Annotated in this window: 17 protein-coding genes; 5 read left to right on the forward strand and 12 right to left on the reverse strand. The window is 67.2% G+C overall.

Annotation, left to right across the window (positions count from 1 at the left end):
- Positions 1 to 50: 50 nt before the first annotated feature.
- From AC1RJ5_RS02895 to AC1RJ5_RS02915, 5 genes are all read right to left on the reverse strand, one after another.
- On the reverse strand, positions 51 to 758 hold the full coding sequence (locus AC1RJ5_RS02895; protein ID WP_493111599.1) for an N-formylglutamate amidohydrolase: 708 nt from the start codon (positions 756 to 758) through the stop codon (positions 51 to 53).
- Positions 755 to 1,477 (reverse strand): enoyl-CoA hydratase/isomerase family protein, encoded by a 723-nt coding sequence (locus tag AC1RJ5_RS02900; protein WP_342251336.1) that lies wholly within the window; start codon positions 1,475 to 1,477, stop codon positions 755 to 757. The genes AC1RJ5_RS02895 and AC1RJ5_RS02900 overlap by 4 nt, the downstream gene beginning before the upstream one ends.
- 326 nt (positions 1,478 to 1,803) lie before the next feature.
- Complete coding sequence (locus AC1RJ5_RS02905; RefSeq protein ID WP_493111601.1) at positions 1,804 to 2,604, reverse strand: 4-(cytidine 5'-diphospho)-2-C-methyl-D-erythritol kinase; 801 nt, start codon at positions 2,602 to 2,604, stop codon at positions 1,804 to 1,806.
- Positions 2,604 to 4,217, reverse strand: a complete 1,614-nt coding sequence (locus AC1RJ5_RS02910) for a tetratricopeptide repeat protein (RefSeq protein WP_342251334.1) — start codon at positions 4,215 to 4,217, stop codon at positions 2,604 to 2,606. Before AC1RJ5_RS02910 ends, AC1RJ5_RS02905 begins: the two co-directional genes overlap by 1 nt.
- Positions 4,186 to 5,838 (reverse strand): electron transfer flavoprotein-ubiquinone oxidoreductase, encoded by a 1,653-nt coding sequence (locus tag AC1RJ5_RS02915; protein ID WP_493111603.1) that lies wholly within the window; start codon positions 5,836 to 5,838, stop codon positions 4,186 to 4,188. Before AC1RJ5_RS02915 ends, AC1RJ5_RS02910 begins: the two co-directional genes overlap by 32 nt.
- A 127-nt stretch (positions 5,839 to 5,965) precedes the next feature.
- Here AC1RJ5_RS02915 and AC1RJ5_RS02920 point away from each other — a divergent pair, with 127 nt between their 5' ends.
- Genes AC1RJ5_RS02920 through moaB form a run of 3 tightly spaced genes read left to right on the forward strand, consistent with a single transcriptional unit; the run spans position 5,966 to position 9,073 of the window.
- Positions 5,966 to 6,682: a uracil-DNA glycosylase family protein gene (locus AC1RJ5_RS02920; RefSeq protein WP_269575181.1), complete on the forward strand. Its 717-nt coding sequence runs from the start codon at positions 5,966 to 5,968 to the stop codon at positions 6,680 to 6,682.
- Between the two features lie 2 nt (positions 6,683 to 6,684).
- Complete coding sequence (locus AC1RJ5_RS02925; RefSeq protein WP_269575180.1) at positions 6,685 to 8,559, forward strand: lytic transglycosylase domain-containing protein; 1,875 nt, start codon at positions 6,685 to 6,687, stop codon at positions 8,557 to 8,559.
- Positions 8,546 to 9,073, forward strand: coding sequence for a molybdenum cofactor biosynthesis protein B (gene moaB / locus AC1RJ5_RS02930; RefSeq protein ID WP_493111606.1), 528 nt, complete (start codon positions 8,546 to 8,548; stop codon positions 9,071 to 9,073). Before AC1RJ5_RS02925 ends, moaB begins: the two co-directional genes overlap by 14 nt.
- 618 nt (positions 9,074 to 9,691) lie before the next feature.
- Here the strand turns inward: moaB and AC1RJ5_RS02935 are convergent.
- The 3 genes from AC1RJ5_RS02935 to AC1RJ5_RS02945 all read right to left on the reverse strand — a co-directional run bounded on the left by AC1RJ5_RS02935 (position 9,692) and on the right by AC1RJ5_RS02945 (position 11,277).
- Positions 9,692 to 10,216, reverse strand: coding sequence for a YbjN domain-containing protein (locus AC1RJ5_RS02935; RefSeq protein ID WP_493111608.1), 525 nt, complete (start codon positions 10,214 to 10,216; stop codon positions 9,692 to 9,694).
- 115 nt (positions 10,217 to 10,331) lie between these two features.
- The gene (locus AC1RJ5_RS02940; RefSeq protein ID WP_269575178.1) at positions 10,332 to 10,844 is read right to left on the reverse strand and encodes a YbjN domain-containing protein; all 513 of its coding nucleotides are present in this window, start codon (positions 10,842 to 10,844) and stop codon (positions 10,332 to 10,334) included.
- 85 nt (positions 10,845 to 10,929) lie between these two features.
- Positions 10,930 to 11,277, reverse strand: a complete 348-nt coding sequence (locus AC1RJ5_RS02945; RefSeq protein ID WP_269575177.1) for a VOC family protein — start codon at positions 11,275 to 11,277, stop codon at positions 10,930 to 10,932.
- A gap of 52 nt (positions 11,278 to 11,329) precedes the next feature.
- Here AC1RJ5_RS02945 and AC1RJ5_RS02950 point away from each other — a divergent pair, with 52 nt between their 5' ends.
- Positions 11,330 to 12,400, forward strand: a complete 1,071-nt coding sequence (locus tag AC1RJ5_RS02950) for a PA0069 family radical SAM protein (protein WP_184166692.1) — start codon at positions 11,330 to 11,332, stop codon at positions 12,398 to 12,400.
- Between the two features lie 3 nt (positions 12,401 to 12,403).
- Here AC1RJ5_RS02950 and AC1RJ5_RS02955 read toward each other — a convergent pair whose 3' ends face one another.
- The gene (locus AC1RJ5_RS02955; protein ID WP_493111611.1) at positions 12,404 to 14,503 is read right to left on the reverse strand and encodes a GDSL-type esterase/lipase family protein; all 2,100 of its coding nucleotides are present in this window, start codon (positions 14,501 to 14,503) and stop codon (positions 12,404 to 12,406) included.
- Between the two features lie 309 nt (positions 14,504 to 14,812).
- Here AC1RJ5_RS02955 and AC1RJ5_RS02960 point away from each other — a divergent pair, with 309 nt between their 5' ends.
- Positions 14,813 to 17,422, forward strand: a complete 2,610-nt coding sequence (locus AC1RJ5_RS02960) for a M1 family metallopeptidase (protein ID WP_342251052.1) — start codon at positions 14,813 to 14,815, stop codon at positions 17,420 to 17,422.
- Between the two features lie 35 nt (positions 17,423 to 17,457).
- On the opposite strand, the gene AC1RJ5_RS02965 is transcribed toward AC1RJ5_RS02960, so the two are convergent.
- The 3 genes from AC1RJ5_RS02965 to dnaE form a co-directional block, all read right to left on the reverse strand.
- Positions 17,458 to 18,897: a hypothetical protein gene (locus tag AC1RJ5_RS02965; protein ID WP_493111613.1), complete on the reverse strand. Its 1,440-nt coding sequence runs from the start codon at positions 18,895 to 18,897 to the stop codon at positions 17,458 to 17,460.
- A 61-nt stretch (positions 18,898 to 18,958) separates the two neighbouring features.
- Positions 18,959 to 20,551 carry a long-chain fatty acid--CoA ligase gene (locus AC1RJ5_RS02970; RefSeq protein ID WP_493111615.1) on the reverse strand — a complete coding sequence of 531 codons (1,593 nt, stop codon included), beginning with the start codon at positions 20,549 to 20,551 and terminating at the stop codon, positions 18,959 to 18,961.
- A 133-nt stretch (positions 20,552 to 20,684) separates the two neighbouring features.
- Positions 20,685 to 24,158 carry a DNA polymerase III subunit alpha gene (dnaE, locus tag AC1RJ5_RS02975; protein ID WP_269575173.1) on the reverse strand — a complete coding sequence of 1,158 codons (3,474 nt, stop codon included), beginning with the start codon at positions 24,156 to 24,158 and terminating at the stop codon, positions 20,685 to 20,687.
- Between the last annotated feature and the right edge of the window lie 68 nt (positions 24,159 to 24,226).

The raw sequence follows: 24,226 nt of genomic DNA on the forward strand, positions 1-24,226 counted from the left end.
CTCACTACCTTTACGTCACCCCGGCCTTGAGCCGGGTGACGGAGTGGAGATCAGGCGAGCGCCGCCCGCAACTCCCCCACCAGCTCCGCCAGCACCCCTGCCCACGCTTCCGCCCCCGCATCCTCCCGGATCAGGTCGTTGCGGATCTCGATCGCGAGCGAGGGAATGCCCTGCCCCTCGCCATGCCGGTTGAGCGTCGCGTTGAGCAGCCGGCCCGAATAGGGCTCGTTGTCGCCGGTGACGAAGCCGCGCGCCCGAAAGAACTCCACCGCCGGCAGCGCGGCACGGGTATCGCGATTGTAGAGCACCCCCACCTGCCACGGCCGATCGGTGCCGCCGTGCTCCAGGCAGGGGGTGAAGCTGTGCACCGACAGGATCAGCCGGGGCCGCTGCGCCCGGATCCGGTCGCGGATCAGCCGGTGATAGGGCGCATGGAAACGCGCGATGCGCTCGAAGCGATCGACGGTGTCGTTGCCGGGGATCAGGTGCCCGTCGCTCCGGTGCGGGATCAGGCCGACATGATCGGGCTCGCGGTTGAGGTCGATCACCAGCCGCGAGACATTGGCCAGGATCGCCGGCGCGCCCAGCCTCGCGGCAAGGCTCCGGGCCACCGCGGCGCTGCCGATGTCCACCGCGATATGCTTGTCCATCAGCGCGGGATCCACGCCGAGGTCGATATCCGCCGGCACGGCATTGGAGGCATGATCGCCGAGCAGCAGCACCGGGCCGCTGCCCGGGATGATCTCGGCCACGCTCACCAGACCGGATTCCGCCGCTCGCGGAACGAGGCCAGCCCCTCGGCGAATTCGGCCCCGCCGAACGCGTCCTCGAAGCCCTGGTCGGTCTGCTCCCCGCGCAGCGTCCGCTTGAGCAGCCGGATCGCCTCGGGAGCATTGCCGGCGATCGCGCCCGCCATCGCCGTGGCGGTCTCGATCGCCTTGCCAGTCTTCAGCTCGACCAGCCCGATCTTGTGCACTTCGTCCGGGCGCAGCTTGTCGCCGGTGAACAGCAGCAGCGACGCCATGCCCTTGCCCACCTGCGCCTCCAGCCGCGCGACATCCGCGCGCGGATAGCCAAGGCCCAGCCGCGCCGGGGTGATCGCGAATTCGGAGAGCTTGCCGGCGATCCGGATATCGGCGGCGAGGATCAGTGCCACCGCCGCGCCGAAGCAGCCGCCATCGATCGCGGCGATCACCGGCATCGGCAGCGCGGCGATCGCCTCGATCCCCTCGCGCATCGCTTCACGGAACCTGGTGCGCAGCGCCGGATCGCCCTGGAGCTGCTCGAACTCGCGGACATCGGCGCCGGCGGAGAAGATGCCCGCGACATCGGACTTGAGGATCACCGCCCGCGCATCGCCCACGTCGCGCGCGGCGGCGGCCAGCGCCTGCCAGGCGGCGGTGGGCAGCGCGTTCCTGGCCTCGGGACGATTGAGCGCGATCGTGGCGACGGGGCCGTTGCGGGTGAGCTGGATCATGGCCCGGCTGTGCCCGATTGAAGCGGCGCTGTTAAGGGGGCGGGAGTTGGGAGGGATGGGGCGGGCTTGCGCCCGCGCCACCGACAGACGTTCTGCTCCCGGCAGTCGATCCGCTGGGGACTATCTACCGCCCAAACTGCGAAGGACCGGTTCGCGAGGGTGGTTAATCTGTTTCCACCAACTCCGCCCAGAACCAGAACTGATCCCCGGCGAAGGCCGGGGCCCAGTCTCGGCGGATTATCGATGGCGCGGGAGCCTTACGAAGTTCGTGGCAACTGGGCCCCGGCCTTCGCCGGGGAACGGCTCTAGGGACCCGCTTTGGGTAATCAGGTGAGGCTGGAAGCCAGCATCCACCAGCCGCGACCTGCCAACGCCGCGCAGGCAGCATCCCGGCTGCCATCGCTGTCGAACAGCGCGAAGCACGTCGCCCCCGACCCCGACATCCGCACCAGCCCCGCCCCCGGCGATGCTGCCAGCGCCTCCAGCACTTCATCGATCATCGGCGCGATTGCGCGCGCCGGCGGCTCCAGGTCATTGCGCCCCTCGCGCGGATCAACCGGTAACGGCCCGCGGTCGACGCCGTCCCAGCGCCGGAACACCTCGGCAGTGGACACCCCCACCCCCGGATTGACCAGCAGCACCGGCATCCCCGGCAATCCGGCGACCGGCTCGAGCTGCTCGCCCCTGCCCCGCCCGATCGCGCTGCGACCGAACAGGCAGGCAGGCACGTCCGAGCCGAGCCGGTCGGCAATGTCGAACATCTCGTCCACCGCGACCCCGTGCAGCACGCCCAGCGCCCGCAGGGTCGCCGCCGCATCGGCCGAACCGCCGCCGATCCCCGAGGCGACCGGAAGCCGCTTGTCGAGCGCGATCGCATGCGCGCCGCCGCCGAAGCGCTCCCGGAATGCCGAAGCCGCCCGGGTGACGAGGTTGTCGCCCTCCCCGCTCAGCAGCGCGCCGAACGGCCCGGTGATCGTGAAGCGGTCGCTCTCGGCGGGCTCGACCTGCACCACGTCCCCGTCCGCGACGAACGCGAACAACGTCTCCAGCTCGTGATAGCCATCGGGGCGCCGCGCGCGGACGTGCAGCGCCAGGTTGAGCTTGGCCTTGGCGATTTCGGTGACCATCAGTTCAGCCCGTTCGCCAGCTTGCCCTTGATCCGCTCGGCGTCCTCGGCCTCGGCGGCGACTTCCGCAGCCCGCCACGCATAGCGCGCTTCCATCCGGCGGCCGAGCTTCCAGTAAAGGTCGCCCAGATGCTCGTTGGGCCTGGTCCCGCCGGGGTCGAGCTGCACCGCCTTTTCCAGCAGCGGCAGCGCCTTTTGCAGGTCGCCATCGGCATAATAGGCGCGGCCGAGCGAATCGATGACTTCGGGATCTTCGGGCTTGAGCTTGCGGGCGCGCTCGAGCAGCGCCTGTGCGCCGGGCAGGTCCACGCCGCGCTCGGCCTGGGCATTGCCGAGCCAGGTCAATGCCTCGGGCTCGTCGGGGGCAAGCTGCACCGCGCGCTGGAGCGCGGGCAATGCCGCGTCCCATTTACCGGCCCGGTCCAGCGCGGCGCCGTGCAGGTAATTGAGTTCCCAGCCGCCATCGCCGTCGGACTTGCCCAGCGCGCGGCCAAAGGCCTCGGCGGCATCGCCATAGCGCTCCGCCTTGAACAGCAGCTCGCCATAGACGGTGATCTCCTGGGCACTGGCATTGCCCGCCGCCGCCAGCGCCTTGGCCTCGGCCAGCGCCTCGGGCAGGCGGTCGGCCCGGCTCAGCGCCGAGATCCGGCCCGCCGCGGCACCCCGGGCGAAAGGACCGTCGGCGCGGATGCCGGCAAGCGTCTGCAGCGCCAGGTCGGTCGCCCCGCTCTTCGACAGGGCCTCGGCAAGCAGCAGCCGGGCCCGCTCTTCCTGCGGATCGAGCAGCAGCGCGGCGCGGGTGAGCAGGATCGACAGCGGCGCCATCTCCTCGCCGCCCAGATCGCCGGCAAGGTTCAGAAAGGCATGGGCGGCGCCGAACGCGGCATCGGGCTTGCCGGCCTTGGCCTCGCGCTTGCGCCACGCCTTGGTGGCGCCGGCAAAGTCGCCGAACACGCGGTCGGCCTCGCGCTTGCGGCCGGTTCGGAGCAGCGCGATCCCGGCATCGATCCGGACATCTGGGGCATCTTCGGTGCCTCGCGCCGCGGCAAGCGCGAACAGGCCCTGGTCGGGCTTGCCGGTGGCGATCAGCAGCAGCGCGCGGTGGCGATTGGTGAAGCGGGCCGCCAGCGGATTGCCGCGCGCGGTGTCGAGCAGCGGCAGCGGGTCCTCGCCCCGGTCGATCGCCAGCCATGCCGCGAGCACCGGCACCAGGAAATCGAGCTGCGCCTTCGACATCCGCTCCAGCGCCTTCTCCGCGCCCAGCCGGTCGCGGCCGTGCAACGCCGTGGCGAAGGCGAGGATATCGGTATCGGGGGGCGCTGCCTTGGCGCTTACCAGCGCGGCGGCGGCGCGGTTGGCAAGGGCATAGTCCCCGGCCGCCAGCCCCTGGCGATAGGCGCGCATCGCCAGCACCTTGTCGTCGGGGACTGCCGACAGCGCCCGGGCATAGCCGGGTGCGGCCAGCACCGGCTCCCCCGCCGCATCGGCGGCGCGGGCGCGGGCATAGTCACGCAGGTCGATCTCCGGCACCGCCTGCTGCTGCGCCGCCGCCGGCAGGGCCAGCAGCAGCGCGAGCGCAAAACTACATGTTCGGGTAATTGGGTCCGCCGCCACCTTCGGGCACCACCCAGTTGATGTTCTGGGTAGGATCCTTGATGTCGCACGTCTTGCAGTGGACGCAATTCTGCGCGTTGATCTGGAAGCGCAGATCGTCGCCTTCGCCGACAACTTCATAGACACCCGCCGGACAGTAGCGCTGGGCAGGCTCGGCGTACACCGGAAGATTGTAGCCGATCGGAATTTCCGGGTCTTTCAGCGTAAGATGGACCGGCTGGTCCTCCTCGTGATTGGTGTTCGACAGGAACACCGAGGAGAGCCGGTCGAAGGTCAGCACGCCGTCGGGCTTGGGATAGTCGATCTTGGGCGCCACCGAAGCGTGCCACATGCCCTCGTTATCGGGCTTGTGCTTCATCGTGAACGGCCAGCGGATGCCGAGCAGCTCGCTCCACATCGCCACACCGGCGAGCATCGTGCCCCAGGTGTCGCCGAACTTCTTGACCAAGGGCGCGACGTTGCGGACGCCGCGCAGCTCCTTGTAGACCCAGCTCTTCTCGTACGCCTCGGGGTACGCCGCCAACTCGTCCGCCTCGCGGCCGGCACCGACCGCGGCGAACGCCGCCTCGGCCGCCATCATGCCGCTCTTCATCGAAGTGTGGGTGCCCTTGATCCGCGGCACGTTGAGGAAGCCCGCCGCGTCGCCGATCAGCGCCGCGCCCGGCGCGACCAGCTTGGGCACCGCCTGCAACCCGCCGTCCGAGATCGCGCGGGCACCATAGGAGACGCGCTTGCCCCCCTTGAGGATCGCCGCGATCTCCGGGTGGGTCTTCCAGCGCTGCATCTCCTGGAAGGGCGAGAGATAGGGGTTCTTGTAGTTGAGCCAGGTGACGAAGCCGAGCGCCACCTGCCCGTCGGCCTGGTGATAGAGGAAGCCGCCGCCGTTGGCGCCGTCGGTCAGCGGCCAGCCCTGGGTGTGGATCACCCGCCCCGGCACATGATTGGCCGGATCGATATCCCACAGCTCCTTGATGCCGATGCCGTAGATCTGCGGCTGGCTGTCCTTGTCGAGCTCGAAATTGCGGATCAGCTGCTTGGTAAGGTGCCCGCGGCAGCCCTCTGCGAAGAAGGTGTACTTGGCATGCAGCTCGAGCCCGGGCTGATAGTCGCCCTTGTGCTCGCCGTCGCGCGCCACGCCCATGTCGCCGGTGGCGACGCCCTTAACCGAGCCATTGTCGTGGTAGAGGATCTCCGCCGCCGCGAAGCCCGGGAAGATCTCGACACCCAGCTCCTCGGCCTTGCCCGCCAGCCAGCGGCACAGATTGCCGAGAGAGCCGGTATAGGTGCCCTTGTTGTGCAGGAACGGCGGGGTGATGAACTCGGGATAGCCCGACTTGCCCTTCTCGCTCAGCACCCAGTGGTGGTTCTCGGTCACCGGCGTGCTGGCCAGCGGGCAGCCATCCTCGCGCCAGCTCGGCAGCAGCTCGTCGAGCGCCTTGGGATCGATCACCGCGCCCGAGAGGATATGGGCGCCCACTTCGGAGCCCTTCTCCAGGATGCACACCGAAAGCTCGCTGCCCGCTTCCGTGGCCAGCTGCTTCAGCCGGATCGCCGCAGAAAGGCCCGCAGGGCCCGCCCCGACGATCACGACGTCATAGGGCATCGACTCCCGTTCGCTCATCATCGCATCCTTCTAATCTTGGTCTGGCACACGCCGCACGCCTGTCTCGTCGCAAGCTGGCAACGTCCTGTCCCTTGGTCGATGAAGGCAGATTGACCCGCCCGTCAAGCCGTGACTCTTAGGAGCGGTGGGAGGCGAATACACAGCAGATTGGGGGCGTACCCTCGCGAGCGCACTCGAATGGTGGCGCGATGCGGGCGTCGAAACCCTTCAGGAGGACGAGGCTCGTGACTGGCTCGCGCGGCCCGCGCCCGTGCAGGCGGCGCAGGCTGCCGTAACGTCGCCCCAGCCAGAGGTCCTGCCCGATACGCTTGCCGCCTTCACCGCCTGGCGCACCGGCGAGACGGTGCCCGAGGCCGGCTGGCTCACCCCGAAAATCGCGCCCGCAGGCCCCGTCAACGCCCCGCTCGTCGTGCTCACCGACATGCCGGAAAGCGACGACCAGGGCGCGCTTCTGGGCGACAGCCCGGCCGGAAAGCTGTTCTCGCGCATGCTCACCGCCGCCGGAGTCGCGCGCGATTCGGTCTATTTCGTCTCGCTCGCCGTCGCCCGCCCGCTGGCCGGCCGCATCCCGCCCGACCAGGAGGCGCGGCTGATCGAGATCACCCGCCACCATTTGAAGCTGCTGCAGCCCGCTAAGCTCTTGATTCTGGGTCAAACGGCGAGCCGTGCGGTAGCCGAGACGAATGACGGCCCACCGGCAAATGGTTTAGTGGATGTTAACCATTTTGGCGGACATACACAGGCTGTTGCGAGCCTGCATCCACGCTTCCTGCTGGATCGACCGGCCGCCAAAAGCGAAGCCTGGAAGCATTTGTTGCTGTTGACCCGGGGGAGCCTGTGACCATGCGTATCCTGCTTGCCGCCGCGCTGCTCGCGTCGCCGGCGCTAGCCCACGCCGCCGATGTTTCGGGCGGCGACACTGCAAGCCCCGCCGATGTTTCGGGCGGCGACACTGCGAACCCCGCCGATCTCCCGGCCGGCAGCACCACCTCCAGTTCCACGCCCGCCGAGGACGGCGCCGGCGCGCCTGCCCTGCGCGAAGGCGACGGCATCCCCTCGCAGCTCGACAGCGACCAGAAGGATGGATACCGCAAGGTGTTCGCCGCGATCCGCGCCCAGCGCTGGCAGGACGCGCAGATCCAGCTCGATTCGATGAAGCCGGGCCCGCTCCACGCGATCGCCCGCGCCGAGCTCTACACCGCCAAGAACTCGCCCAAGGTCGAGCTCGCCCCGCTGCTCCAGCTGATCAGCGACGCGCCCGAACTGCCCCAGGCCGACCAGCTCAGCCGCATGGCGAAGACCCGCGGCGCGCTCTCCACCCCCGCCATTCCCGCCGCCGCCCGCCTCGTCTGGTATGACGGCGCCCCCGTCCGCCAGCGCGCCCGCTCGATCAAGAGCGACACCGCCGCCACCGAGATCGCGCTCGCCATCCAGCCCTATGTGAAGGCCGACCAGGGCCTTGAGGCCGAAGGCGTGGTCAGCCGCTTCGAAGCCGATCTCACGCCCGAGGCCCGGACCGAGTGGCAGCAGAAGGTCGCCTGGATCTATTATGTCGCGGGCGACGACAACAATGCCCGCCGCGTCGCCGCCAAGGCGCAGGACGGCGCGGGCGACTGGGCCCCGCAGGCCGACTGGGTCGCCGGCCTCGCCGCCTGGCGCGAGCAGGATTGCGCCGGCGCCACCGCCGCCTTCGAGCGCGTCGCCACCCGCGCCGCCGATACCGAGCTGCGCTCCGCCGGCCTCTATTGGGGCTCGCGCGCCGAGATGGCGTGCGGCCATCCCGACAAGGTCGAGGTCAAGCTGCGCGCCGCCACCCAATATGGCGAGACTTTCTACGGCCTGCTCGCCAAGTCGGCGCTCGGCATCGAGGATAGACCCGCCAAGGCCGAGAAGTTCGTCGCCGAGGACTGGCGCGCGCTGGAGCGCCGCCCGAACGTCCGCGTCGCCGCCGCCCTGGTCGAGATCGACGAGGACGGCCTGGCCGACGAGGTGCTGCGCTACCAGGCCAAGATCGGCTCGCCGTCCGAGCATGTCGCGCTCACCCGCCTCGCCGGCCGGCTGAGCCTGCCGAGCACCCAGCTCTGGCTCACCCATAACTGCCCCCAGGGCACCCAGCCGCTTACCGCCGCCCGCTATCCGGCGCCGAACTGGACCCCGGCCGGCGGCTGGCGCGTCGACAAGGCTTTGGTCTTCGCCCACACGCTCCAGGAATCGCGCTTCAACTCGGAGATCCGCAGCGCCGCCGGCGCGATGGGCCTGATGCAGGTGAAGACGGGCGCCGCGATCGACATCGGCCGCCGCCACGGCGTCAACTATGCCGCCAGCGACCTGACCAAGCCGTCGGTCAACATGGAGATCGGCCAGTCCTATCTCGAGCAGCTGCGCGACCAGCCCTTCACCGGCGGCCTGCTGCCCAAGGTGATCGCGTCCTACAATGCCGGCCCCACCCCGGTCGCCAACTGGAACGCGCTGATCAAGGACGGCGGCGATCCGCTGCTCTATATCGAGAGCATCCCCTATTGGGAGACGCGCGGCTATGTGATGGTCGTGCTCCGCAACTACTGGATGTACGAGAACCAGGAGGGCCGCAAGTCGAGCAGCCGCGAGGCGCTGGCCCAGGGCATGTGGCCGAAATTCCCCGGCATGCAGGGTCCCGCGGCGGTGAAGCTCAGCGCGCGCAAGCTCGCCTTCCACCAGGACGGCAATGCCAATCGATAACGCGATCGCCTTCCGCCCGGTGCGGATCGCGGTGCTCACGGTTTCCGACACGCGGACCCTGGCCGACGACCGCTCGGGCGACCGCCTGGTCGAGCGCCTCTCCGCCGCCGGCCACATCCTGGCCGCCCGCGAGATCATCACCGACGATGCCGACCGTATCGCCGCCCGGCTCACCGGCTGGATCGACGATCCCCAGGTCGAAGTGATCCTCACCACCGGCGGCACCGGCGTCACCGGCCGCGACGTCACGCCCGAGGCGGTGGCCCGCGTCCAGGAAAAGGAGATTCCGGGCTTCGGCGAGCTGTTCCGCTGGCTCAGCTACCAGTCGATCGGCACCTCGACGATCCAGTCCCGCGCCACCGCCGGCGTCGCCCGCGGCACCTATATCTTCGCCCTGCCCGGCTCGACCGGCGCGGTAACCGACGCCTGGGACGGCATCCTCGCCACCCAGCTCGACATCCGCCACAAGCCCTGCAACTTCGTCGAGCTGCTGCCTCGGCTGGAGGAGCGCTGAGGGGAGAGTCCTCCCCCCACCCACCCCCGTCGTCACCCTGAACTTGTTTCAGGGTCCAAGGTGCCCCAGGCGATATCGCTGGAGGAAAATTGGACCCTGAAACAAGTTCAGCATGACAGGAATGGGCATCGGACCACCGCCACGTCCTCCCGGCGAACCTCCGGCGAATACCCTCCCGCTTCCCCGGCGAAAGCCGGGGCCCCAGGGTTTCTCTGCTGTCTCGCTTGTGGCCCTGGGCCCCGGCTTTCGCCGGGGAACCGCAATGCAAGCCGCTCGCGTCACCCGCCACTTCGCCCCTCGCCCCGCTCCCCTCATCCCCCCGCAGGCGAGGATCCAGGGTAGTTCGGGACTCGCATGGAAATCAGCCGCACAGCCACCGGAAAGGTCAGCCCGAGCCCCGCCCGGGGATGACGATGGAATCAGCGCATCCCCGCAGTTCCCCGGCGAAGGCCGGGGCCCAGTCTCGGCGCACTATCGATGGCGCAGGAGCCTCTCGAACTTCGTTGCAACTGGGCCCCGGCCTTCGCCGGGGAACGGGAAACCAGGACTGATCCTTCCCCAACCCCTCCGTGCAAGCGACGCGAGCAGGAAGGCCGCGCCGGAGAATTTCGCGCAGCTCTATTTCTTGGGCGCCGCCGGCGGATTCAGCTCCGCCTTGAAGAAGTCCCTCACTTCCTCCAGCTGGTTCGTCCACCACGCCAGGACATCGCTGAAATTGCGCTGGTTGAGCCCGCCGACCATTGCCACGTCATAGGCGAAGCCCAGTTGGCCATCGGCATGGACCGACGCCTGGAGGAAGCGCTTGCCGGCATTCCACTTGTTGGCAAAGGCCGGCGTGTTCTCCGGCGCCTTCGCGAACAGCGCCTCGAAGCGCAGCGAATCGCAATTCACGTGCTGCTTGTCGCAGCCATAGAAGAAGACGTTGAAGCGAAAGACGCCCTGACCCTCGATCATCGGATCGCCGTCCCTGTCGGCGGACATCTTGGGCTTGAAACCCGCCCTCTCCATCGCCGCGAGCACGGTCTGTGGCGCGTTGGCGCAGACCAGGTCCTTGGCGCAAGGGGGCTGGCCTGCCGTCTGCGCCGCGACCGGCATCGTCCAGCCACCGGCCAGCACCGCCGCCGCGATCATCAAATTGCGCATCGATCCCCCCTCGCTGCTCCCATTCCGATCGTTCCGGTCCAGGCCCGCCGCCGCGCACTCGCTGACAGCATGCCCGCGGCAGGACCGCCGCGCGTCGTCACGCGCAGGCAGTCCTTCACTTCTTCTGCGCGAACGCCCCTTCCTCGTCGTCCATGAAGGTGAACAAATCCCCGGTCATCGACGACCACCAGTCGATCACATCGGCGAAATTGGCGTAGGTCGTCTTGCCGATGCTGGTGACGTCCATCCAGGTCGAGAGGTCGCCGTCCTTGTCGATCACGATGCGCAGGAAGCGCTTCTTGGCGTTCCAGCGATTGGCCATCTCGACCGAGTACCAGGGCTTCTTCTTGTACCAGGAGAAGAACTGCATCGAAGTGCAGCCCTTGGCCGATTTGCAATCGTAGAACTCGATCGTGAAGGACGAGCCGTTGGCGGCGCTCTGGATGAAGGGGTCGCCGCTGTCGGCATGCGTCTTCAACTCGGCCTTGTAGCCTTCGCTCTGGAGCAGCTTGGCCACTTCCTCGGGCCGCGAGATGTCGACCAGCCGGTCCGGATCGCCCTTCTGCGCCATCGCCGGCGCCGCCCACAGGCCGGCCGCCAGTGCGGCCGCGATCAACATCCCACGCATACAATCCCCCCTGCGCTCGCGAAGAAATGGGTAGCTTCGCCCTGACTTTATCGAGCTACCCTAACACGGCGCAGGCGTTCGGCAATCATTCCGCGTCCGGCTCGTTCACGAACACGCCCAGCCCGTTCCCTGCGGGATCGCGGAAGTGGAAGCGGCGGCCGCCGGGGAAGCTGAAGATCGGCACGACGATCTCGCCGCCCGCCGCCGTCACCGCCTCGAGCGCGGCCTCCAGGTCCTGCACCTCGATGATCGGCAGCAGCTGCTCGATCACATGGTCGGTGCTGCCGTTGATGCCCAGGTCGGTGTCGCCGGTGGTGGTCGCGGCATAGTCCGGGCCGAAGTCGGTGAACTGCCAGTCGAACGCCTTGGCGTAGAAATCGCGGGTGCCGGCGACGTCCTTCGCGGGCAGTTCGAGATAGCTGATCCGTGCCATGAAATCCTCCAATGTTCTTGCTATGTTCTGATGCCGCGCCTAACTTCTGTCAATGGCAAAGAGTCGGCCGGTGCGCGGCGCCACCCTCAACGAGGCGAGCAGCCGCTTCAACCTCCCCGGGCGCGAGGCGGACGGGGACTGGCTCGACGCGCGCGCGGATCTGGACGACGCCCCGCCCCCGCTGCGCACCACGGTAACGGTCGAGCGGGCGCGGACGATCATCACCCGCAACCAGTCGCCCGACATTTCCTTCGATCGCTCGATCAACCCCTATCGCGGCTGCGAGCATGGCTGCATCTATTGCTTCGCCCGGCCGACCCACGCCTATCTCGACCTGTCGCCGGGGCTGGATTTCGAGAGCCGGCTGTTCGCCAAGCCCGATGCGCCCGCGCTGCTGCGCGCCGAGCTCGGCAAGCGCGGCTATGTCTGCCGGCCGATCGCCTTCGGGACCAACACCGATCCCTATCAGCCGATCGAGGCGGAGTGGCGGATCACGCGCGGCTGCATCGAGGTGCTGGCCGAGCATGACCATCCGCTGACGATCACCACCAAGTCCAACCGGGTGACGCGCGACCTCGACATCCTGGCGCCGATGGCGGCGAAGGGGCTGGCGGCGGTGATGGTCTCGGTCACCTCGCTCGATCCCAGGATCGCGATGACCGTCGAGCCGCGCGCGCCGCATCCGGAGAAGCGCCTGCAGGCGGTGCGCCAGCTCGCCGATGCCGGGGTGCCGGTGTTCGTCTCGCTGTCGCCGGTGATCCCGCATGTCACCGACCACGAGCTCGAGCATATCCTGGAGCGGGCGGCGGCGGCGGGGGCGCGGACGGCCTTCTTCCTGCCGGTGCGGCTGCCGCACGAAGTCTCGCCGCTGTTCCGCGCCTGGCTTGATGCGCATTTCCCCGATCGTGCGGGCAAGGTGATGGCGACGATCCAGTCGATCCGCGGCGGCAAGGACAACGACCCCAATTTCCACACCCGCTTCCGCGGCCACGGCCCCTGGGCCGAGCTGCTGCGCACGCGGTTCCGGATGGCGGCGAGGCGCTACGGGCTCGACCAGCAGGTGCTGCGGCTGCGGACCGACCTGTTCAGGCCGCCGAGCGGTCCGCAGGGGGAGCTGTTCTGAGCGCTATTTGCACATCGTATCGAGCGGAAGCAGTTGCGGCGCCTTGGGCAGTTCGAATCCCTTGCCTGTCGCGACCTGCTCAAAATTCTGGGGTTGCGGCGGCAGTGCCGGGTTCATGTCCGCGGCATAATAGGGATCGCGCTGGGCTTCCTCGATCGACACGAAGCGATAGCCCTTCTCGCGGTACAGGGCGATCAGCCTGGGCATCATGTGCGCATCGAACGCACCCAGGTGCATCAGCAGCACATAGGGCACGTCGCGGCCATACAGCTTCCGGGCCAGCTCGCGCGAGCGATCGGCCTGGACCGATGCGGCGCCGAGCCAGGCATGCTCCATGGCGAGGATGGCGTCGCTGTCGCCCTTGGCGATGCAGCGGGGATAGGCGTTGTTATAGGCCCAGTCCGAGAAATCCATGGTCACTGCGGCGACCTTGTAGCCCTTGCCGGCCAGCAGCTTGCGGATGCGGGCGCGGCGTTCCGGATCGGCACTGGCTTCGGACAGGAAGGGATAGCGGAACCAGTGCCAGTCGCTGGTGCCGGCCCTGGCCTTCAGGATCGGCTCGTTCTTCTCGAGCTCGGCGAGGAATTGCTGGTCGGTCAGGTCGTTCAGATTGGCATGGCTCCAGCCATGGTTCCCCAGCGCCAGCCCGGCAGCCCGCCACTTGTCGAGCACCGGCGCGGAGGCGGGCTCGTTGGTGAGCTGGATGCCGTTGAGGAACCCGATGGCCGGCGCCCCACCGGCCTTGAGCGCAGCGATGATCTGCTCGGCAATGCCGACGCGGGTATATTCCTGGGGCAGCGGCGCATGCGCGGTGAGGTCGTCGAAGGTGAAGGCGATCATCGGCGCCGGGGTGGAAGGCGCGGCAGGCACCCTCCCCTTGTCGGTCACCTTGGCCGACAGCAGTGACAGGGGCACCGCATCCGCCATCGCCTGGTATCCGGCGACGGAAGGGTGGAGCCCATCATTGTCATAGGCCTTGAGGAGCTTCGTCGGTGCAGCAGGGTCGCGCATCGCCGCGTCGAAATCGATCACCCCGTCGAAGTTGCCGGGGGTACGGATCCAGGCATTGACCGCGGCACGATCGGCCTCGTTCTGGGCATCGGGGCGATAATAGCCCGAACCGCCATAGGGCGTGATCGTCGCTCCGATCACCTTGATCCCGTGCGCACGGGCCCGCGCGACCATCTGGCGATAGGCGCCGATCATCCCCTCGACCAGCGCGGCATGCGCCTCGGGCGCCGCCGGAGCATCGCGGGTCAGCGTGCCGAGATCGTTGACGCCCTCGAAGATCACGAGATGGGTGACGCCCGGATAGCTGAGCACCTCCCGATCGAACCGCGCCATCGCATTGGGGCCGAGCCCGTCATTGAGCAGCCGGTTGCCGCCGATCCCGGCATTGAGCACCGCCATGTCCGCCAGCGCCGGGTTGGCGCGCAGGCGGAGCTGCAGCGCGTCGGTCCAGCGGGCGTTGCTGTTGGTCGGTACGCCGTACCCGTCGGTAATCGAGTCGCCGAGGATCACCACCGCCGACGCCTTGGGCGAAGCCACCTCGATCGCGCCGATCTGGAACCAGCGATCGACCTTCTTCGCGTCCGCCAGATCGGCGTCACGGCTATGATCGCCGTGCAGATAATAGCTCGTCGCGCGCGCGCCAGGATGCCCTGTCTGCTGCATCGGCGCCTCAGGTAGATAGAGCGTGATCGCAAGATCCGCCCCAGCCTTCACAGGCAAGTCGAAGGGATCGGACCAATAGTCCGCCCCCGCGGGGATGGTGACACTCTTCGCCCCGCCAAAGGTAAGCGAGGCCAGGCTGGCGGCGTCGATCCGCGCCGAGGCGAGGTCAGCGCTCCGCGCTATCGTGGCCGCACCGATCCGCAGCGGCTGGGTGCCATAGGCATTGGTCAGGCGGACGCGGAGCTTCTGTCCGGCAATCTGGACGCGGACGATCTGGCGAAGCGTCGCGTCCTTCAGATCCTCGGCAGGGAGTGCATTGTTGCCCGGGATCATCTGGGACGTCGCCCATGCCGTTACCCAGCGCTCGCCCGGCGGTGCCGCGGCGCCCAGCAACAGGACCAGCGCCGCAAGGCGCGCGATCAGCCCCATATCCCTCTCCCTAGCCCATTATTATGATAGCGCTACCATAGCTACCCCATACCAAGGCGCAATGGCGATCTTCTCGGGAACGAGCGGATAAAAAAATGGCCACCGCAATGGGTGGCCTGAGAAGGATAAGACCGGACGGCGGAAAGAGGGATCCAACGCCGCCCGGAGATCCGAAGATCTGAAGGGACAATATCCCTGTTTCGCACACTGACACATTACGGAAACATACAGTAGCCGAAACTACCTAACACGCCGATTGCGCTGCTTCGGCCGCAGGCCTAGGCCATCGCCAGACCACAAGGATACTCCATGCGCGCGCTTGCCTTTGCTTTCGCTCTCACGCTTCCCGCCATCGCCTATGCCCAGGACGCCCAGCCTACCGGCAAGCTGCCGGACACGGTAACGCCCCTCGCCTATCGGCTCGACCTCACCATCATTCCGGAAAAGCCGCGCTTCAGCGGCCATACCGAGATCGATGTGAAGCTGAATAAGGCAGCGCAGACAGTCTGGATGCACGGGCGCAACCTGAACGTCACCAAGGCGGTGGCGCTGGTCGGCGGCCGGGAAGTGCCGTTCACCTTCACTCAGAAGAGCCCCTATGGCCTTGCCCAGATCGATTTCGGCAAGACCGTGCAGCCGGGCAAGATCACGCTGAAGTTCGATTATGACGCGGCGTTCGGCGGTGGCGCCTCGGGGCCCTATCGCATCAACGTGGCAGGCGAGTGGTACAGCTGGACCCAGTTCGAGTCGATCGATGCCCGCGCGGCCTTCCCGGGCTTTGACGAGCCGGGGTTCAAGACACCCTTCACCGTATCGCTCACCACCAAGCCGGGCTTCGTCGCGCTGACCAATGCACCGGAGACGGGCAAGGCAACCAAGGTGGGCGAGCTGGTCAAGCATCGCTTCATCGCCACCAAGCCGCTGCCGACCTATCTGGTCGCCTTCGTCGTCGGCCCGTTCGAGACCGTGGGCACCAAGGTCGCGCCGACGCCCCAGCGCAAGACCCCGCTGCCGCTGCGCATCGTCGGCACCAAGCCCTACAAGGACGAGATGCAGTTCGCGCTCGACAATTCGGGCCCGATCGTCGCGCTGCTGGAGAAGTATTTCGGCCAGCCCTTCCCCTTCCCCAAGCTCGACCAGATCGGCTCGCCGGTGATGCCGGGCGCGATGGAGAATGCGGGCGCCGACATCTATGGCGACGGCATCCTGTTCGTCGACGAGAGCGACGCCACTTCGCGCAAGCAGACCTTCGGCATGGTCGTGGCGCACGAGCTGTCGCACCAGTGGTTCGGCGATCTCGTCACGCCGGCCTGGTGGGACGATATCTGGCTGAACGAGAGCTTCGCCAACTGGATGGGCTACCGGATCGGCAATGAATGGCGCCCGGACCTCGACATCGGCGTCGATGCCATTTCCGAGGGCTTCGACGCGATGGACCTCGATGCGCTCGTCGCCGGCCGGCCGATCCACCAGAAGATCACCAATGACGCCGATATCGACGCGGCGTTCGACCAGATCACCTATGGCAAGGGCGGCCAGGTCGTCGGCATGATCGCTGCCTATATGGGCGACGACAAGTTCAAGGCTGGCGTCCGCCTCCACATGTCGCGCTACAAGTACGGCAATGCCAGCACCGAGCAGTTCTTCGGCTCGCTCGCCGATGCCGCGCATGACCCGCGCGTGCTCGCGTCGCTCAAGAGCTTCGTCGACCAGCAGGGCGTGCCGGTGGTCACCTTCCACCGCCAGAACGGCATCCTCACCGCCAGCCAGCAGCGCTTCGCCTATTTCGGCACCAATGCGCCCGCCGAGCAGTGGATCGTGCCGGTCTGCGTCCGCCAGGGCGAGACCAAGAACTGTACCCTGCTCGACAAGCCGAGCGCGCCGATCGTCGCCAATGGCACCGGCACGCTGGTGCCCAATGCCGGCGGCTGGGGCTATTATCGCTTCGATCTGGACCCGGCGGACTGGGATTCCCTGATCACCGCTGCACCGACGCTGCCGACCGGCGAGGCGCTGGCGCTCGACGACAGCCTTTGGGCCAGCTTCTATGCCGGCAAGGCGAAGACCGCGCAACTGGTCTCCCTCGCCCGCTCGATGGCCGCCCATCCCAAGACCAAGATGCAGCTCGACAACGGCACCCGCCTCGCCGGCCTGCGCGAGCGCGGGCTGATCGGGGCGGCTGCCCAGCCCGCCTATCGCAAGCTGTTCGTCGACATCTACGGCCCAATGCTCGCCAGGATCGGCTTCGACCCCAAGGCCGGCGCGCATGAGGGCGACAATGCCGACACCGCCGAACTGCGCGAGCAGCTGGTCGGTTTCGTCGCCGATAACGGCCATGACGCAGCGCTCCGCGCGAAGCTGAGCGCTGCCGCCGATGCCTGGCTGGCGGGCGACGCCAAGGCGCTCGACAGCGATTACGCGCCGCTCGCGCTGGCGGTGACGGTGCAGGATCGCGGCGTGCCCTTCGCCAGGACGCTTGCGGAGACGGCACTGGCCGGCAAGACGCCGGGCCTGCGCCAGGCCGCGTTCCGCGCGATCGCCTCCTCGGGCAACGCCGATGTCGCGAAATGGTATTTCACCGAGTTCAGCGACGCGCGCTACACCCCGCGCGAGCGGCTGTTCGCGGCGGCGACCTTCATGAACGATGCCGACACCCGCGATGCCGCGCTCGACTATATGCTCGCCCATTTCGACGAGTTCGCGAAGCTCACCGGCGGCGGCGGCATCTTCTCGGGCCGCTCGGCACAGATGTTCAAGTCGCAGTGCAGCCTTGCCGCGGCCGACACGGTCGATGCCAAGCTGCGGGCGGAGGGCGGCAGCACCTTGTCGCTCGATCGCGCGGTCGAAGGCATCCGCAACTGCGCCCGCTTCAAGGACGCGAAGGCGGGTGAAGTCACCGCCGCCTTTGCCGGGATGTAACGATCCAGCCTCCTCCCCGCCCCCCGGGGAGGAGGTCAGGACAAGATCAGCCGTCCGTCCTTGCGGGTGAAGGCGACACCCGTCGCTTCGAACAGCCCGGCCAGGAAGGCGGCAGGATCGTCCACGCCCTTGTCGAGAGACTCGCGGACCTTTGCGGTCAACGCCGGATCGCTCGCCGCCGCGAAGGCCGCCAGCCAGTCGGCCTGATCGACCTTCCCATCCGCCCGATTGGCATCGATCAGCCCGCGGATCCAGGTGAAGGCATCGGCATTGGGATCGCGCTTCCGCGCCGCCGCTTCCGCCGCGAGCAGCAGCGTAGCCCCGCAGGCATAGTTGGTGCGCATGTCGCCCCGTGCCGAAGCACCCGACAGCGGTAGTCCGGGGCCATTGTTCTTGATGCAATCGTCGACTTCGCGCTGCAGTTCCCCGCGCGCATCATAGCCGGGCACCAGCTGCTGGAGCGCGCGGATTGCCAGCACATCGGCCGTGCCTTCGGTGATCCAGGCATCAGCGCGGCGCTCATAGCTGACTGTCTGCCCCATCCAGAAATGCGCGCTTTCATGGCCGATGAACCAGCGCAGCCTGGACAGGCCAGCGGGCGAGGAATCCGCCGTCTTCGTCCCGCTGATCCGCATCACCACGGTACCTTCAAGTACGCTGCCGCCATAGGACTGGCCAGGCATGTCCGCGCCGCCCCAGGCAACCAGCGCCATCGGTCGGCCGGAAGCATTGGGCCCGAGCCGGTCGCGATAGAGCGCGAACAGGCGCGGGGTGAAATCGTTGAGCTCGGTGCGGATCCATGCCGGCAGGCCGGGATCGAGGATACCGGCAAACGCCGCAGTCTCAATCGGCCGGGCCGGGCCCGAATAGGCATAGGCGCCCGCCCCTTCGAAATCGCCTCGTGCCTGGTCCGGGGTCGTCATGCCCTTGTAGAGCAAAGTCCCGCCCGGATTGGCGATGGCCAGCGTGCCGCGCGGGTTCTCGATCTTCAGGTCGTTGAGGTCCGAGGGCAGCGCCGCGGCATCGGCCGCCGCCTTGAGCGGCACCAGCCCGTAATGCGCGTCATAGACGGCAACGCCACCGTCCGAGAACAGCAGGTACGGCGTGTAGTCGGCCTTGAGCGACTGGCCATAGGGCCTGATCCGGATGCGGACGCGCTGCAGCATCCCCTTGCCGGCGGCGAGCACATCGTAATTGCCTTGCCGCTCCAACCGCACGCCCGGCGTCTCCACCGTCCAGCTGTCGAGCCGCCAAGAAGCGCCGTCGAGCTTGGGGAAGGAGCGCAGGAAAAACCATGCCGGGGCCTTGCGGCGGAAGCGATAGTCGAGAACCCAGCTGCCATCCCTCTGGCGGGTAAGCGTCGCGTCGAAATCCGCCCTGGTCGTGGCGACCGGATACATAGCCGGTTTCGCAACCGCAGGGGCCGCGAGCAACATCAGGGCGCCCGCCATGCCCAGCAGGATCTTACGCTTCACAAGTCCCTCCACCCTGGTGTGTTATTATTACACCACACCAGATGGAAGGAGTCACCCGAAATCAGGCGGCCGCCAGCTTGAAGTCCTTGTAATGCGCCCGGATCGCGGTCTTGAGCAGCTTTCCGGTGGCGGTGTGCGGCAGGCCCTCGACGAAATGGACCTCGTCGGGCAGCCACCATTTGGCCACCTGGCTCGCGAGATGCGCCTGCACCTGCTCGGCGGTCACGTCGCTGCCCGGCTTGCGGACGACCAGCAGGATCGGCCGCTCCTCCCATTTCGGGTGATAGACCCCGATCGCCGCCGCCTCCGCCACACCCGCGCAGCCGACCGCCGCATTCTCCAGGTCGACAGAGCTGATCCACTCGCCGCCGGACTTGATGACGTCCTTGGCGCGATCGGTGATCTGCATGGTGCCGTCCGGATGCAGCACAGAGACGTCGCCGGTGTCGAACCAGTTATCGGGATCGACCGCGGATTCATCCGCCTTGAAATAGCGCTCGACGATCCACGGACCGCGCACCTGGAGCCGGCCCGAGCTCTTGCCGTCGCGCGGCTGCACATTGCCCTCGTCATCGACCACGCGCAGCTCGACGCCGTACGGCACCTTGCCCTGCTTGCAGACCTGGTCGACCTGCTCCTCGAAGCTGAGATCGTCCCAGTTCCACGAAGGCGCACCCATCGTGCCGATAGGCGAGGTCTCGGTCATGCCCCAGGCGTGATTGACGCGGATGCCCATCTTCATCAGCCGCTCGATCATCGCGCGCGGCGCGGCCGATCCGCCGATGGTCACGATCTTGAGGTGCTTCGGTTCCTCGCCGGTCGCGTCCATATGCTGGAACATCGCGAACCAGACGGTGGGCACGCCGGCGGTGTGGGTCACCTTCTCGCGGTTCATCAGGTCGCACAGCACCAGCGGGTCGTTGACCGCCGAGAAGACGAACTTGATCCCGGCAGCCGCGCCGGCCCAGGGCAGGCCCCAGCCGACCGCGTGGAACATCGGCACGATCGGCATCGCCACGGCCCGCGCCGACAGGTCGAACACGTCGGGCTGCATCTCGGCGATCGCATGGATCACGCTGGAGCGGTGGGTATAGACCACGCCCTTGGGATTGCCGGTTGTGCCGCTGGTATAGCAGATCATGCAGGGCTCGCGCTCGTCGCCCTTCACCCAGTCGTAATTGCCGTCCTCGGCCGCGAGCAGCGCCTCGAAGCCGTCCGGCCCGTCGCTGTCGAAGCAGTAATAATGCTCGATCGTCGTCCATTGCGGCTTCAGCTTCTCGACCAAAGGCGCGAAGGCGCGGTCGTAGAACAACACCTTGTCCTCGGCATGGTTGGCGATGAAGGCGAGCTGGTCCTCGAACAGGCGCGGATTGATCGTATGGATCAGCCCGCCCATGCCGGCGGTGCCATACCAGGCGACGAGGTGGCGGCCATGGTTCATCGCCAGCGTGGCGACGCGGTCGCCCCTCTTCACCCCGAGCCGTTCCAGTGCCTGGGCGAGCTTGCGGCTGTCACGGGCGATGCCGGCCCAGGTGGTCCGCGTCTCGCTGCCGTCGGCCCAGCGGGTGACAATCTCCCGCCCCCAATGCTCGCGCGCGGCGTGATCGAGCAGCGTGGTAACGCGCAGCTCGAAATCCTGCATTCCACCCAGCATCCTGGCTCTCCATACCGATTTTTCGATAGCGTAACCTGCGGATGGCGCGGGTGTCGAGAGCGGGGCGTGTAAGGAAGGGTTTCGCCCCTCCGTCAGCCAATTCCCCTCCCTGGAAGGGAGGGGCGTTTCAGGGCTAAGCCGCCTCGGCCAGCTTCGCCGCCGCGCTCTTCAGCGTTGCCCAGCGGATGCCAGGGACATTCTCGATCTTCTGGCGCAGTTCGCCATCAAGCCGGAAGTCGCGGCCCAGCACGATATCCGCCGTGCCGCCCGGAATGCCGACATGCACGACGACTTCGCCGCGCCCGCCACGCTGATCGCTGATGATGCCCGCGAGGATCGCGACCGCATGAACATCGTCGATGGTCACGTCGAGCACCAGCCTTGCCGTGTTGGCAAGGCTCTCGATGCTCTGGACGCGCTTGATCGAAACGCGCGGCGTATCTTCGCCGGCGCGCTTGTCGAGCTCCACCGTCAGCACCGCGCAACCGCCTTCGCGGGCGCAGCGCTCGAGATCGGGGACGGCGCTGTCCTCGAAGCAGCTGGCGATGGTCTGGGCCGACTTGTCCGAGATCGACGCCATCACGTAGCGATTGCCGCGCGCCGAGGTGCGGGGACGGCAATCCTCGACCAGCACCGCAAGCGTGGCGCCCACGCGCGTGCCGGGCGGCACGTCCACCTCGTTCAGCGACACGATATCGATCGCGCCGAAAGTCCTGGCGAGGTGCTGGAAACGATCGAGCGGATGCGCCTGGAAATAGAAGCCAAAGGCTTCCCGCTCATACCCGGTCCGGTCGGAGGTCGACCAATAGACATCATCGGCAACGCGGATCTCGTCGCCGGCAGGCTTGGTGAGCATATCGAAGGACGCCTGGAAGCTGTTCCGCTCCCCATGCGAGCGCTGGCAGACCGCCATGATGAGCTCAGCCGCGCCATAGACGCCGGCCCGATTGTCGTTGATCGAATCGAAAGCGCCCGAGGCAGCCAGGGTTTCGAGCTGCCGCTTGTTGATCAGCTGCGGATTGGTGCGCAGCGCGAAGTCGTCGAGCGACTTGTAGACCCCGCGCTCCTCGCGATCGCGCACCAGCTCTTCCATCGCGCCTTCGCCCACGCCCTTGAGCGCGCCGAGCGCATAGCGGACCGCCAGCCCCTCCTCGGTCTTCTCGACGAAGAAATCGGCCTGGCTGCGATTGATGTCGGGTGACAGGTAGCTGATCCCGAGCCGCTTCATGTCATCGACGAAGATCGCCAGCTTGTCGGTCTGGTGGATGTCGTACGCCATCGACGCGGCGAAGAATTCGTGCGGATGATGCGCCTTGAGCCACGCCGTCTGATAGGCGAGCAGCGCGTATGCGGCCGCGTGCGACTTGTTGAAGCCGTAGCCGGCAAACTTGTCGATCAAGTCGAACAGCTCGTTGGCCTTGGCCGGCTTGATGCCGTTATGCTCGGCGCAGCCCTTCACGAAGGTCTCGCGCTGGGCATCCATCTCCGCCTTGATCTTCTTGCCCATCGCGCGACGCAACATGTCTGCGCCACCGAGCGAATAGCCGGCCAGGATCTGGGCGGCCTGCATCACCTGCTCCTGATAGACGAAAATCCCGTAGGTCTCGTTCAGGATCGGCTCGAGCAGGTCGTGCGGATAGATGATCTCCTCGCGCCCGGCCTTGCGGTGGCCGAAGCTCGGGATGTTGTCCATCGGGCCCGGGCGGTAGAGCGACACGAGCGCGATGATGTCGCCGAAGTTCGTCGGACGCACCGCGGTCAGCGTGCGCCGCATGCCTTCCGATTCCAGCTGGAACACGCCCACCGTGTCGCCGCGCTGGAGCAGGTCATAGACTTCGGTATCGTCCCAGGGCAGCGCATCGAGATCCACGTCGAGCCCGCGATCGGCGAGCAGCTCGACCGCCTTCTTGAGCACCGACAGCGTCTTGAGGCCGAGAAAGTCGAACTTCACCAGGCCCGCGCCTTCGACATATTTCATGTCGAACTGAGTCACCGGCATGTCCGAGCGCGGATCGCGGTAGAGCGGGACCAGCTGCGACAGCGGGCGATCGCCGATCACCACGCCGGCGGCGTGCGTCGACGAGTGGCTCGGCAGACCCTCCAGCCGCATCGAGAGATCGACGAGGTACTTGATCTCTTTGTGGTTGTTATACTCGGCCAGGAACTCGCCGACGCCGTTCAGCGTGCGCTCGAGCGTCCAGGGATCGGTCGGGTGGTTCGGAATCTGCTTGGCCAGCCGGTCGATCTGGCCATAGCTCATCTGCAGCACGCGGCCGACGTTCTTGACCACCGCGCGCGCCTTCATCGTACCGAAGGTGATGATCTGCGCGACGTGATCGGCGCCGTATTTCTGCTGGACGTAGCGGATCACTTCGCCACGCCTTGTTTCGCAGAAGTCGATGTCGAAGTCGGGCATCGAGACGCGTTCCGGGTTCAGGAAGCGCTCGAAGAGCAGGCCGAGCTTGAGCGGGTCGAGATCGGTGATGGTCAGCGCCCAGGCGACCGCCGAGCCTGCGCCCGAACCACGGCCCGGCCCCACCGGAATGTCGTGCGCCTTCGCCCATTGGATGAAGTCGGCAACGATCAGGAAATAGCCCGGGAAGCCCATCTGGATGATGATGTCGAGCTCGAACTGGAGCCGTTCGTTATACGCTTTGCGTTCTTCCGGATCGGTGATCCCGGCCTTCTCAAAGCGCTTTTCCAACCCCTGCCAGCTGAGATCGCGCAATGCCTGGGCCTCGCCCTCACGGTCGCCGGCAAGGCTGGGCAGGATCGGCTTGCGCTTGGGCGCGGTACAGGCGCAGCGCTGGGCGATGACGAGCGTATTCGCGATGGCCTCGGGCAGGTCCGAGAACAGGCTTTTCATCTCGTTCGCCGGCTTGATCCAGGCGTCGGGCGAGGAACGCGGGCGATCGTCGGTCGCGATGTATGAGCTGTTGGCGATGCACAGCATCGCATCATGCGCTTCGTGGAAGGTCGGCTCGGCGAAGCAGCTTGGGTTGGTGGCGACCAGCGGCAGGTTCCGGTCATAGGCCAGATCGAGCAGCCTGGGCTCCGCCCTGCCCTCGATCTCGTCCAGGCGCCGGACGATCTCGATATAGAGCCGGTCGCCGAACAGCGACTCGAGTCGGCTGGCATAATAGGCAGCCGCGCTGTCCTGCTGCTCGGCATAGAGCCGCGCCAGCGCACCCTCGCGCCCCGCGGTCAGGCAGATCAGGCCGTCGGTTCGCCCTTCGAGCGCGTCGAAGGGGATATGCGCCTCTTCCTCGAGCGGGCGATCGAGATGCGCCATCGAGACGAGGTCGCACAGGTTGAGATAGCCGGCATCGTCCTGCGCATAGAGCGCCAGCCAGTCGATCGGCGCCGCGACTCCGTCGGGCATGTTCGGGCGTTTGACCGCGAGCAGCGTGCCGATGATCGGCTGGATGCCCGACTTCATCGCCGCATCGCCGAAGCTCATCGAGGCATAGAGGCCGTTGCGATCGGCCACCGCGATCGCCGGAAAACCGAGTTCCTTCGCCCGCTTGGGGATCGCCTTGGGTTCGATCGCGCCCTCCAGCATGGTGAAGGACGAGAAGACCCGAAGCGGAACGAAGCCGGAATGCATCGCCCGATATTAGGGGGCCGCCCTCCGTGGCGCTACCCGTGGGGAGCGTTTTCCACAATTTTCAAGCG

The sequence above is a fragment of the Sphingomonas sp. GW822-FHT03G08 genome, from assembly GCF_058801135.1.

Coding starts and splice junctions, on each gene's coding strand:
- AC1RJ5_RS02900 (WP_342251336.1), bottom strand. CDS start 1,477: ATGATCCAGCTCACCCGCAACGGCCCCGTCGCCACGATCGCGCTCAAT.
- AC1RJ5_RS02905 (WP_493111601.1), bottom strand. CDS start 2,604: ATGGTCACCGAAATCGCCAAGGCCAAGCTCAACCTGGCGCTGCACGTC.
- AC1RJ5_RS02915 (WP_493111603.1), bottom strand. CDS start 5,838: ATGAGCGAACGGGAGTCGATGCCCTATGACGTCGTGATCGTCGGGGCG.
- AC1RJ5_RS02925 (WP_269575180.1), top strand. CDS start 6,685: ATGCGTATCCTGCTTGCCGCCGCGCTGCTCGCGTCGCCGGCGCTAGCC.
- moaB (WP_493111606.1), top strand. CDS start 8,546: ATGCCAATCGATAACGCGATCGCCTTCCGCCCGGTGCGGATCGCGGTG.
- AC1RJ5_RS02935 (WP_493111608.1), bottom strand. CDS start 10,216: ATGCGCAATTTGATGATCGCGGCGGCGGTGCTGGCCGGTGGCTGGACG.
- AC1RJ5_RS02940 (WP_269575178.1), bottom strand. CDS start 10,844: ATGCGTGGGATGTTGATCGCGGCCGCACTGGCGGCCGGCCTGTGGGCG.
- AC1RJ5_RS02945 (WP_269575177.1), bottom strand. CDS start 11,277: ATGGCACGGATCAGCTATCTCGAACTGCCCGCGAAGGACGTCGCCGGC.
- AC1RJ5_RS02950 (WP_184166692.1), top strand. CDS start 11,330: ATGGCAAAGAGTCGGCCGGTGCGCGGCGCCACCCTCAACGAGGCGAGC.
- AC1RJ5_RS02955 (WP_493111611.1), bottom strand. CDS start 14,503: ATGGGGCTGATCGCGCGCCTTGCGGCGCTGGTCCTGTTGCTGGGCGCC.
- AC1RJ5_RS02960 (WP_342251052.1), top strand. CDS start 14,813: ATGCGCGCGCTTGCCTTTGCTTTCGCTCTCACGCTTCCCGCCATCGCC.
- AC1RJ5_RS02970 (WP_493111615.1), bottom strand. CDS start 20,551: ATGCTGGGTGGAATGCAGGATTTCGAGCTGCGCGTTACCACGCTGCTC.
- dnaE (WP_269575173.1), bottom strand. CDS start 24,158: ATGCATTCCGGCTTCGTTCCGCTTCGGGTCTTCTCGTCCTTCACCATG.